The organism is Pseudenhygromyxa sp. WMMC2535, assembly GCF_011083025.2.
In genome coordinates this window covers 4,583,997-4,595,686 of record NZ_JABJWV010000001.1, presented here as the reverse complement: position 1 = coordinate 4,595,686, position 11,690 = coordinate 4,583,997, and the positions used below count along the sequence as shown (strand labels likewise).

General features: G+C 70.1%; 5 protein-coding genes. 1 reads left to right on the top strand and 4 read right to left on the bottom strand.

All coding sequences use genetic code 11. The features are described 5' to 3' along the window. Positions 1 to 26 precede the first annotated feature (26 nt). Complete coding sequence (locus G6O69_RS18100; RefSeq protein ID WP_346017060.1) at positions 27 to 1,001, bottom strand: protocatechuate 3,4-dioxygenase; 975 nt, start codon at positions 999 to 1,001, stop codon at positions 27 to 29. 125 nt (positions 1,002 to 1,126) lie between these two features. Continuing rightward, complete coding sequence (locus G6O69_RS18095) at positions 1,127 to 1,999, bottom strand: hypothetical protein (protein ID WP_176396526.1); 873 nt, start codon at positions 1,997 to 1,999, stop codon at positions 1,127 to 1,129. A 297-nt stretch (positions 2,000 to 2,296) separates the two neighbouring features. On the opposite strand from G6O69_RS18095, the gene G6O69_RS18090 reads away from it, so the two are divergent. Beyond that, entirely contained in the window at positions 2,297 to 4,543 is a 2,247-nt protein-coding gene (locus tag G6O69_RS18090) for a hypothetical protein (RefSeq protein ID WP_172304751.1), read from the top strand. Between the two features lie 115 nt (positions 4,544 to 4,658). Here G6O69_RS18090 and G6O69_RS18085 read toward each other — a convergent pair whose 3' ends face one another. Both G6O69_RS18085 and G6O69_RS18080 read right to left on the bottom strand, forming a co-directional pair. Further along, positions 4,659 to 5,726 carry a hypothetical protein gene (locus G6O69_RS18085; protein WP_172304750.1) on the bottom strand — a complete coding sequence of 356 codons (1,068 nt, stop codon included), beginning with the start codon at positions 5,724 to 5,726 and terminating at the stop codon, positions 4,659 to 4,661. Between the two features lie 170 nt (positions 5,727 to 5,896). After that, positions 5,897 to 11,683, bottom strand: coding sequence for an AAA family ATPase (locus tag G6O69_RS18080; protein WP_172304749.1), 5,787 nt, complete (start codon positions 11,681 to 11,683; stop codon positions 5,897 to 5,899). Positions 11,684 to 11,690 lie beyond the last annotated feature (7 nt).

Here is an 11,690-nt window from a genome sequence, read left to right as displayed (position 1 = left end):
CCTGAGCCTCGCACAATCGCTAACGATCAGGGAGGAGGCTCACCGCCACCTTCGCCGCCGCCGCCACCACCACCACCGGCGCCCTCGGCCTGACAGGCCTCGCCGTCGGCCGAGCGCAGGCCGATCTGCTTCCACGCCAGCATCACGCCGTCGGTCATCCGCTCGGTATCGAGCAGGTAGGGCGTCATGTCTTCCTCGCCGCCGATGACGTTGTCGGTGGTGTTGACCGTGTCGGGCTGACCGAACTCCGAGTACTCGGGGTGCGAGTCGAAGATCTCCTCGTTCAGCTCATCGGTGAAGAAGAGCTGCGAGGTCGTGTAGACCGAGCCCTCGAGCCCCTCGGGCCACACGCGGAAGTGGATGTGAACCGCGCGGCTCGAGTACCAGCCGGGGTAGCAAGTATCGAAGTACACCCGGCCGTCGTCGTCCGTGACCTGCGTGCCGCGGAAGTAGAGGTAGTTCTCCGCGTCCGCGTCGTCGCCGTAGCAAAACGAGCCGCTGGGCGTGACGCCCGAGTACACGCCGGTGCGCTGGGTGTGCCAGATCTCGATGGACGCGCCCTCGATGGGCTCGCAGGTGTCCTCGTAGACGAAGCGCAGGCACAGGCGAACGGGCAGGCCCGTCCAACCGTCGCTGATGTCCTCGCGTACGGCCGTGTCCGCCGTGCAAGGACCCTCTGTGGTCTCGCAGATCAGCAGGCAGGCGTTCTCGTACTCCTCGAAGGGATCGGGGTAGCAAGCCTTGGAGACCATCGCGGCGGTGCCGCCCATGGCCCAGGCGTCGGCGGCTCCGCCACACTCGCTAGAGGTGTCGGTCGTGGTGCCCTCGGTATCGGACTCGGTACCAGCGTCACTGGTTCCGGTTCCGTCAGTGGTGTCACCGGTCTCGGTGTCACCGCTGGAGTCTGATGTATCTCCGTCAGTACCGGTGTCGGAGGCGATGCCATCGCCAGCGCCGCCGTCATCCGTGCAACCAAGGAGGTGAACGATGGGGGCGGCCACGAGGCCAGTCCCGAGTCCGCGGAGCACACGGCGCCGGGTCAAGGAGGGGGGTGGGGCTTTGGGGTCGGACATGACCACCAAGCTGAACCGACAACCTTTAGAGAATCTTAAGCATACCGACAGATTTACGTCCCGGTAAAACGCCGGCGCTGAATATTGTACTTTCGCATCTTGCTCTGGAGTGTGCTGGGTTTTAGCCCTAGAAGGGCCGCTGCACCGTCTTCTCCGTAGATTTTCCCCGCTGATGCGCGAAGCGCACTCGAGATGCACTCGACGATCGCCGCGTCTAGAGTCTGAAGGTCTCGTGAAGGTAAATCTGAAGATACCGAAATTTCGGTATCTTCAGGCTTGGCATCGAGGGCAGGAACCTGCGGAGCGCTGGCAGGGGGCTCGGAGGGAGTCTCGGCACGCTCGAGTTCACCGATGGCGCGTTGGAGATCACCGATATTTCGGTGACTCCTTCGGCACTGCGCCGCCGTGCGTGCGAGCCACACGAGCTTTCGAGAGCCGGCCTCGAGGGCCTCCAGCAGGCGCGCCTGGAGGCCCTCATCCTCCACGAGTTCGTCCACGGGATCTTCGAGGAGCACGCTCAGGAGCCCGTAATTCCCCACCGGGACGCGAACCTGCGCCCTAACCTCGGCCAGGCTGATGCGTGGCATCCCCACCGAATCCTCGGTGAATTCGGGCGCCGATACCTCCTGCCGCTCGATGAAGCGGGACGAGCGTTGCCGGGTCCAGCGCTGGCCGGTGCTCGGACACAGCGCCCGGATCATCACCGCGTCTCGCCTCGGATCCAGCTCGGCGATCTCGACCTCGACGACAGCGATATTTCGGTGGAGTGCGCGGGTCAGCCGGGGCAGCAGAGTCCGGAGGTTTGCGCTGCGATCGAAGGCCACCGAAATGTCGTGGAAGAGTTGAAGTCGATCCAGCATGGTCAAGCCGACGCTCGCACCGAAATCGAGCGGGAAAATTATCCATGGATGGCGTGACTGACTCAAGCCCACCGATATATCGGTGGGATTGTGTGCACGTTTTGTAAACCAAGACCGGACAGTCATGTCCGGTTGGCACCGAGAGCCAAGCTCGTCCTGAAGCGAGCGAAGGCGGCCATACCGAAGCTTCACTCCCACCAGGAAGATCCTTGCGACGGCGACCAGCGCCAGCGTCAGCTCCCTCCATGAGCGATTTTCCCATGGCCGTCTCTCACTCCACATGCGCCTTTCCCTCACCTGCGACAGCTTCGCGCGTGTGCCCAGGCGTGGATCCCGAACTATCGCCGCTCTAGCATGCGCCCCATGACCCGCCGCCTCGGCCTCATCTGGCTCGGCACAGCCCTCTCCCTCGTCGCCTGCAAGCACCGGCCGACCGCCGACATCGGCCAGGCGACCGCGCTCGACGGCGGCGATCTCCAGGCGCCGGAGGCCGCCGGTCAGGTCCAGGATGGAGAGGGCGCGAGCCTCGGCCCGCGCTGGGTCGACATCGCCATCGAGTCCGAGTTTGGCTGCGCCGTCGAGCGCACCGGCGGAGTCTACTGCTGGGGGCGCGGACCAGCCGCGGAGATGGCTCTGCGCGAGCTCCCGGCCCAGCCCTCGACGGATCCCCTCGACTTCAACTCGACCCGAAAGTGGGGCCCGGCCTCGCGCCTGGCGATGATTCACGACGCCACCAAGGTGTCGACGGCCTCCTCGCTGGGCTGCGCCGTGGTCGAGGGCGGGCGCGTGCGCTGCTGGGGCGCCGCGCGCTGGGGCGCCCACCACCTCTATGACATCCCGGGCATCGAGCACGCCGTCGACATCGAGATCAGCGACGGCCAGTCCTGCGCGCTGCTCGAGGGCGGCGCGCTGTGGTGCTGGGGCGTGGACGACTACGGGATCCCTCGTCAGCGCCTCGACAACGTCATCGCCGTGACCGCGAGCGACAGCCTCGGCTGTGGCCTGACCGCGCAGGGCGAGGTGCTGTGCTGGGGACAGCCGGTCTCCGACTGGCACCGCTACAACGTCCAGCTCAACGCGCCGCCAGGGACCGGGGGCACACACCAGCCGCCCTCCGAGGACCAGGACTTCCCCGACACCATGGAGGTCGGCCGCTTCCACGAGGCCGTCGACATCATGCTCTCGGGCTGGAACAACCTCTGCGTGCTGCGCAGCGACGGGCGCGTGATGTGCAGCGAGCACGACCTGTTCTCGCTGCTGCGCGGCGAGGAGCTCGCCATGCGCGAGGTCGGCGGAAACCCGGGGGTCCAGAGCTTCGAGTCCTCGCGCAGCCACAAGTGCCAGATCGACGCCCAGGGCAAGGTCCAGTGCTGGGGCCGCAACGTCTACGGTCAGCTCGGCGACGGCACCGCCACCATGCGCGACGCCCCGACCCCGGTCGTCGGCCTCGAGGGCGTGGTCGCGCTCTCGCTCAGCGAAGACCTCAGCTGCGCGGCCACCCGCGCGGGCACGATCTCGTGCTGGGGCTTCGACCGCGGCGAGGCCATGGGCCGCGAGGACGTCCACGTCAACACCATCGAGGGCCTGCGCGCCGGCTCGCTCGCCGCCTCGGGGCGGACGACCTGCGCCGTCGACGACACCCAGACCCTGCGCTGCTGGGGCACCGACATGATCGAGCAGCTCGGCATCCAGGTCGGCTCGACCCCGACGCCCATCGATCTCCCGTCCATGGCCAAGGGCCTGCGCGCGATGTCCAGCGGCTGGGAGGCCTGCTTCCTGGGCGAGAGCGGCCAGCTCCAGTGCGGCAACTGGTCGACCTCGGGGGCCTCGCCCTCGCCCCTGCCCACGCCCTCCTCCGCCGGCTCCGCCCAGGCCGCGCCGAGCTTCAACGTGACGATCACCAACACCGACGTCCGCGACCTCGCCGCTGGCCCGCCGCCGCTGTGCACGATCATCGGCAAGTCCGGGCGCAGCGAGCTCCAGTGCGGCAAGGACGTGGCCTCGCTCCGGGTCGAGTCCAAGCTCAAGGCGCCCACCTCCGTCTCCGCGGCGAACATGCGCGCCTGCGTCATCCACGACGGCGGCAAGGTCGGCTGCTTTGGCGACTACTACTTCTGGGACCAGCAGCCCCCGCCCCGCGAGATCACCAAGATCCCGGGGATCAGCCAGGCCCTCGACCTGGTCAGCAGCAACTTCCAAGACTGTGCTCTGCGCAAGGACGGGCGCGTGACCTGCTGGGTGGGCCGGACCGAGACCACTTGGACCGACGACGGCTCCCACGTCAAGGCGGTCAGCTACAAGGCGCAGACCCCCAAGGACATCGGCATCGACAGCGTCGTCCAGCTCGTCGCCGGAGGCACCAAGCTGTGCGCCCTCGACAAGCGCGGCGGCGTGCGCTGCTGGGCCGACAACCCCTACAGCGAGACCCTCGTCTGGCTGGAGGTCCCCGAGCTCGGGGGAGACGTCGCGCAGCTCGCCGCCGGCTCGGAGCACGTCTGCGCCCGCCACAAAGACGGCCGCGTGACCTGCTGGGGCGACGACACCTGGGGTCAGCTCGGCCACGTGCCGGGGCGGGTCTACCTTGAGCCGCACACGCTCCCGGTCGACTGAGAGTCTGCATCATCGGACCGACCTCGGCCCGCGCGCGCCGCCCTTCGGCTGCGCGACAACCTCGACGCCAGCGCGGACGCCTACACGGATGAGGACGAGCCGCGCTGACCCGCCCTCAGTCGGTGCAGCACAGCGTGTAGGGCTCGCTCGCCGCGACCTCGCCGACCTGCTCGGCGACGCCCTCCCCGTCGCAGCTCGCCTCGGGCTCACCCGGGTTGAAGGTCGCGAGCTCCACGTCCGCGGTGTCCGAGGGCGTGCAGTCCTCGGCGCTGACGGTGAACAGGCCGACGCAGTCGTTGTCGTCGAGCTCCTGGAGGTTGATGGTCGCCGTGCACTCGCCGACCGGATCCCCGCAGTCGCAGCCCTCGCAAGACCGGCTGTCCTCGATGCCGCCGTAGATCTCGACCTTGTTGCTGTAGCTGCCCGCGGGGCACTCTTCCACGCCGGCCTTCCAGATACACACGCCGGGCTCGAGGGGCGAGGCCGGGACGGGGGCGCACAGGCCTTCGGAGATCGCACAGGCCGGGAGGCTGCCCGCGGGCTCGCAGATCAGGTACTCGACCTCGAAGGCCGCCGGCCCGATGTCTGCGCTGATCTCGGCCTGACAGGTGCCCCCGAGGATCGCGCTGGGCTGCATGCCGAACCAGTCCAGGGCCAGGGGCTTGGAGCTGCCCCCGTCGTCCGAGAGGCTCGTGGGCAAGTTGCCGGTGATCGACTGGCAGGCGTTGGCCTCGCTGAGCACGACGGTGTGATCCGGGGTCCCGCTGCAGCCGTCGAGATCCCAGATCTCCAAGGTCCCGCTCGTCGGGCAGCTCGCCCCCGTGGCCTCGCACGAGCAGCCGCACTCGAAGGCCCCGGGATCGAGCTCGCTCGCGGCCGTGACCGCGGTCATCGAGTAGCCCTCGCCGCAGCTCGGGTTTTGGCTCGCGGGGGTCACGTCGTGGGCGACCGGCCCGTTCCAGCCATCGGGCACCGGATCGACACAGATCGAGCTCGCGTCGCACTCGTCCGGGTCGCCCGTCACCGTGCTCTCGCTCGTGTCGGCGCTCTCCTCCGAGCTCCCGGCGCTCGACGAGCTGTCCCCCTCGCCCTGCGTCCCCTCGGCCGTCACGTCGTCCTCCGAGCCCGTCTCGGCGCCTTCGGCCGCGGACGTGTTCGGGTCGAAGCACGCCGCCAAGGGCATGAGCCCAATGAGGATGAAAGCAGAAGAGGAGCGCCAGTTCATTGAAAAACGATGCCAGCGCCCCCTGGGTCAGTCCAGCACGTGGTGCCTGCACGCCCGCGCAATTCGGTGGCCCCAACGATGGGCCTGGAGAGACTTCACGAGACAGTCACCGCGGAGTCTCGCGGCTGTCACGAGGACTCCAACATCCCGCGCACGCGCTCGAGCAGCTGCATCGCCCGGAAGGGCTTCTCGATCAGATCGATGCCCCCGAGGGCCGCGACCTTGGCCTGATCCAGCTGGCCATCGGTGAACCCGCTCATGAACAGGATCTTGGTCTGCGGCCTGATCTCGCGCAGCCTGTGGGCGAGGTCGAGGCCGCCCAGGCGCGGCATCACGAAGTCCGTGAGCACGAGGTCGATGGTCCCGTCGTAGCCGGCGATCAGCTCGAGGCATGCCTCGCCGTCCTCGGCCACGAGGACCTCGTAGCCGTGCAGCCGGAGGATCTGCTCGACGGTGCGCCGGACCGGGGCCTCGTCCTCGACGACGAGCACCGTCTCCTTGCCCTGGGCCAGGCTCGGCTCGACCTCCTCGGGCTCGGGCGCCGGCGCGACCTGGCTCGAGCCCTCTGCCCAGGGCAGCCAGACCGCGAAGCGCGTGCCCTCGCCGGGCTCGCTGTCCACGGTGATCTGGCCGTCGGACTGCTGAACGATCCCCAGCACCGTCGACAGCCCCAGGCCGGTGCCCTTGCCCACGCCCTTGGTGGTGAAGAAGGGCTCGAAGATGTGCGCGACCGTGTGCTCGTCCATGCCCGAGCCCTCGTCGCTGACCTCGAGGACCACGTAGCGCCCCGGCAGCAGGGTCTGAGGCTGGGCCGGGCGCGCGTGGCGGAGCTGCTCCTCGCGGGTCGACACGAGGATCGGCCTGCCCGGCTCGCTGGCGTCGCGGGCGTTGATCACCAAGTTGAGCACGACCTGCTCGAGCTGGCCGGGGTCGACGCGGACCCGGCCGAGATCGAGGGCGAGCTCGATGTGCAGCTCGTACTCGGCCCCGAGCAGGCGCTCGAGGATCTTGCCGCTGCGCGCGACGAGGTCGTTGAGGTCGACGAGCTCGGGCTGGAGCACCTGGCGGCGCGAGAACGCGAGCAGCTGGCGGGTCAGCGCCGCCCCGCGCTCGGCGGCCTCGCGGATCACCCGGACCTCCTCGCTGCTGCGATCGACCAGGACCATGGCCGCGTCGAGCTCCGGGGCCTCGATCCTGAACTTGCGCGCGCGGCTGGTCAGCACGTCCGTCGAGCCGATGATCGTGGTCAGCAGGTTGTTGAAGTCGTGTGCGACCCCGCCGGCGAGCTGACCGATCGCCTCCATCTTCTGTGACTGGCGCAGCTGAGCCTCGAGCTCGATGCGCTCGGCCTGGCTGCGCTCGCGCTCGGCGATCTCGGCCTCGAGCTGGCTCTTGGACTCGGCGAGCTCGTCCGCGCGGGCGCGCAGCTCCTCGTTGAGGGCCTTGAGCTCGTCGTAGTAGCGCGCGTTCTCGAGGGAGATCGCCGCCTGCGAGAGCAGGATCTGCAAGACCTCGGTGCGCGCCCCGGTGAACGCCCCGGCGGTCAGCTCGTTCTCGAGGTAGAGCACGCCGACGAGCTCGTCCTTGTGGCGGATCGGAGTGCACAGCACCGAGCGCAGGCGCCGGCGCAGCACGTGGGGGTCGCCGGTGAACGCCCCGAGCTCGGCCGCGTCCTCGAGGACCACGTTCTCCCCGGTGCTCAGCACGTGGCGGACGATGCTCAGGGCGAGCTCGGCCTCGTCGAGGGGGTAGCGCTGGTGGAGGTTGATGCTGTCCTCGCTGTCGGCCGCGACCTCGACGCGCAGGCCGTCTTCGGCCTGGAGGATCAGCAGCCCGCGGCTGGCCCCGGCGTTGAGCAGGATGATCCGCATCATCCTGGCGAGCAGGCGGTCGAGGTCGATCTCGCTCGAGATCGCCTGCGAGGCCCGGGTGACCGTGGCCAGATCGAGGGCCTGGGAGCTGCCCGAGCCGATCCACATCTCGGAGCTGACGAAGGCCGCCCGCGCGCGCTCGGAGAAGGGCAGGTCGCGCAGCAGCTCGGGGAACTCGGCCTCGAGCTGGCGAGCGCGGCGTGGCGCCCCCCAGCTGCGGTAGCTGGTCAGCGCGGCCGCGAGGTAGGGGCGGGCGAGCTTGCGCTTGCCGTGGGCGAACCACATCCGGGCGGCGCGCTCGTTGGCGATGGCGTAGACCTGCACGAAGCCCTGCTCGGCGGCGGCCTCGATCGCCCGGTCGTAGAGGTCGAGGGCCCCGAGCAGGTCGTCGTCCCAGCGCGCGAGCTCGGCCGCGACCAGCAGGTACTTGTGCTCGAAGTTCTCGGGGCAGCTGCGCGCCCACAGCCGCAGCTGGTCTTGGTTGTGCTCGATGGTGACCAGCGCGAGCCGCCGACGCTCCTCGCCAAAGCCGCCCATGGCGGAGATCAGCGCCAGCGAGTGGTAGAGGTTGCGATCCGCGAGCGCGACGTGACCGAGGGCGTAGGGCGCGAACTCCTTGCTCGCGTTGATCGCCTCGAGGGCCGCGAGCGGGTCGCCGTGGATGTAGCGCGCCTGAGCCAGGTAGATCTGGTGCACACACAGCGCGATGTAGCTCTGGGCCTGGCGGCTCGCGACCTGAAACTCGCGGGACTGGACGGCGAGGGCCTCGTCGTCCCCCCCGGGCTCGTCGAGCAGGTTGGCGACGACGAGCTGCAGGCCGCGGACGACGTTGGCCGCGTAGACGTGGTTGATGCGCTCGAGCTCGGCGCGGGCGTCGGCGAGCTGCCCGGCCATGCGCGGCAGCGGGGCCCCGGAGAAGAGCTCGTGGAGCTGGCGGTGGTAGCGGATGTAGCCGACGAACTGGAGCTGGCCCGACTCGATCCCCGCCCGCAGCCCGTGCTCGTGCAGGCTGTCGCACTCGCGCACGTGGATCCGCCAGGGCAGGATGTAGCCCGCGACGATGTCGCAGACCCGGCACTCCTGGCCGAGGTCGCCCTGCTTGCGAGCCAGCGCGAGGGCGAGCTTGCCCCACTCGTGGGCGCTGACGTGGTCCCCGAGCACCGCCCCGACGAAGGTCCCGTGGTGCGCGAAGCCGTAGCTCGACTCCGGCAGCAGCCCGTGGGTCAAGCTGAGGTTGACCAGCATCAAGGTGATCAGCGGGAACAGGTGAACGTCGGCCGACAGCGCCGCGCTCATCATCGTTGCGAGCAGGCGGCCGAGCGCCATGGTCTCGCGCTCGGTCATGCTCGGCAGCTCGATCAGCGAGGCCACGGAGCGCCCGGCGAGGCCCTCGCGGTACTCGGCCAGGGCCCGGGCGATGGCCTGATCCACGCCGTCTTCGCTCTCGGGCAGGTGGACGTCGAGCAGCGCGAGCGCCCGCCGACCGGTCGCCAGGGCCTCGGCGTAGCGCGTGGCCATGGTCTGCTGAAAGACCAATAGATCGTAGAGCGCGACCTGCTCGGCCGGGCCGCGGGCGTGCTCGAGGGCCGCGGCCACGCGCCGCCGCGAGGACTCGACGTCGTCGATCAGAAACTCCGCGTTGGCGAGCTGCCGATGCAGGCGCGAGCTCAGCTCGTGGTGGTCGCGCCAGGCCGCGCGCAGCGTCGGGCCGGGCGTGTCCTCGAAGCGGTCGAGCAGCGCCAGGGCCTCGACGCCGATGCTCAGGTAGCGCACCGCGCTGGCGTAGGCCGCGGCCCCGTGCGCCCGCGAGCCGGCCAGGCTGGCCAGGCGCGCGAGCTCGACGAGCTCCTCGGGCGCGTCGATCAGCGTGCGGCCATAGTCGAGGTGGTCGACGATCGCGAACACCCGCTCGTTGAGGCGATCGCTGGGCGTGTTGGCGAGCAGCATCCGACCGATGCGCAGGTGCGTGACGGCCCGGACGCGCTCGGGCAGCAGCGCGTGGGCGGCCTCGCGGACCCGGTCGTGGGCGAAGTCCCAGCGCTCGTCTCGGCCAAAGAAGAGCATGCCCGAGTGGCGCGCGGCCTCGAGGTCGACCAAGGTCGCCGCCGCGCTGGTCTGATTGATCGCCGCGAGGGTCTCGCAGGTGAACGAGGCCCCGACGCAGGCGGCGCTGCTCAAGGTGTGCTGGGCGGCCTTGGGTAGCTGGCGGATCCGCCGGGCGAGCAGCTCGCCCACGGACTCGCTGGCCTGCATGCCGCGCATCCCGGCCTCGTCCCAGCGCCACGACAGGCTCGGGAGCTCCTCGACCAGCGCGAGCTCCTCGGCGACGAGCAGCTGCTCCTCCCAGGCCGACTGCAAGAAGGTGCGCACGAAGAGCGGGTTGCCGCCGGTCCGCTCGAGCACGAGCTCGGCCAGGGCGCGGACGCGCTCCGGGGGTCGCCCGAGGGTCTCGACGATCAGCGCCTCGACCTCGTCGAGGGCGAGCCCGCGCAGCGGGAGCTCGAGCATGTTGACCCCGCGCTCGCGCAGGCGCTCGATGGTCGCGCGGGTCGGGTGCTCGACGTCGAGCTCGTCGGCGCGCACGCTCCCGATCAGCAAGAGGTGGCCCTGATCCGCGTCGCAGGCCAGGTTCTCGAGCAGCGCCAGGCTCCCGGGGTCAGCCCACTGGAGATCGTCGAGGAAGAGGGTCAGGGGGTGCTCGGCGCTGGCGCAGGCCCGGACGAAGCGACGAAAGACCAGGTTGAAGCGGTGCTGCGACTCCTCGGGGCCGACCGCGGGCAAGGGCGGCAGCGCCCCGACGATCGGCTCCATCTCGGGGACGACGTCGAGGACCACGCGCCCGTTGCTGGCCAGCGCAGCGCTCAGCCGCGCCCGCCAGGCGGCGAAGTCGTCGAGCCCCGCCCCGAGGATCCGCCCGGCGAGGCCGCGGAAGGCCTCGGCGAAGCCCTCGTAGGCGGCGCGCCCGGCCAGCTGCCCGAACTTGCCGCTGATCAGCACGCCCGGCCGCCCGCGCAGGCGCTCCTCGAGCTCGCCGACCAGCGCCGACTTGCCCACGCCGGAGCTGCCCGTGACCAGCACCGTGCTCGCGCGCCCGGACGCCGCCGCCGCCCAGGCCCGCTCGAGCGCGGCGAGATCGCGCTCGCGACCGAACAGGCGCAGGGGCACGCGCAGCTGGGCCCCGTGGTCGTGGCGGCCGAGCTCGAAGTCCTCGATGCTCCCGTGCGCGGCCAGGGACTCGCGGCAGCGCTGGAGATCGAGCAGCAGGCTGCGCGCGCTCTGGTAGCGGTCCTCGGGCGCCTTGGCGAGCAGGCGCATGATCAGCCGCGAGAGCAGCTCGGGCAGCTCGGGGCGCAGCGAGCGGGGCGCCTCGGGCAGCTTGGCGAGGTGGCAGTGAACGAGCTCGAGGGCCTCGGAGGCGGTGAAGGGCACCCGCCCACACAGCAGCTCGTAGAAGGTGACGCCCAGAGAGTAGAGGTCGGCGCGGCGGTCGAGGCTGCGCTTCATCCGGCCGGTCTGCTCGGGCGAGATATAGGCGAGCGTGCCCTCGAGGCGGTTGGTCGTCGCCGTCAGCTCGCCGCCCTCGTCGAGGCGCGCCGAGACCCCAAAGTCGATGTACTTGACGCGCTCGAGGGCCTCGTCGACGAGCACGTTGCCCGGCTTGACGTCCTTGTGCACGACCCCGCGGGCGTGGATCGCCGCGAGCCCGCGGGCGAGCTGAACCGCGAGCGCCAAGAAGCGCTCGACCGCGAAGCCCTGCGGCGGGATGCGCTCGGCCAGGGTCAGGGCCGAGAAGTCCTCCATGACCAGGGCCGCGTAGTCCTCCCCCAGCTCGAGGCCGAGGTAGCGGATCACGTTGGGGTGCTCGATGTCGCTGGCCAGCTCCCACTCCCGGCGCAGGCGGCTGAGCGCGGCCGTGCCCCGACGATCTTCGTCGAGGGTCTTGAGCACGACCGACGTCCCGTCCTCGCGCCGAGCCCTGAGGATCCTCGAGCGGGAGCCGGCGTGGATCAGCGGGCCGGGTTCAAAGCCGGGCGGGGTGGTCACGACAGTC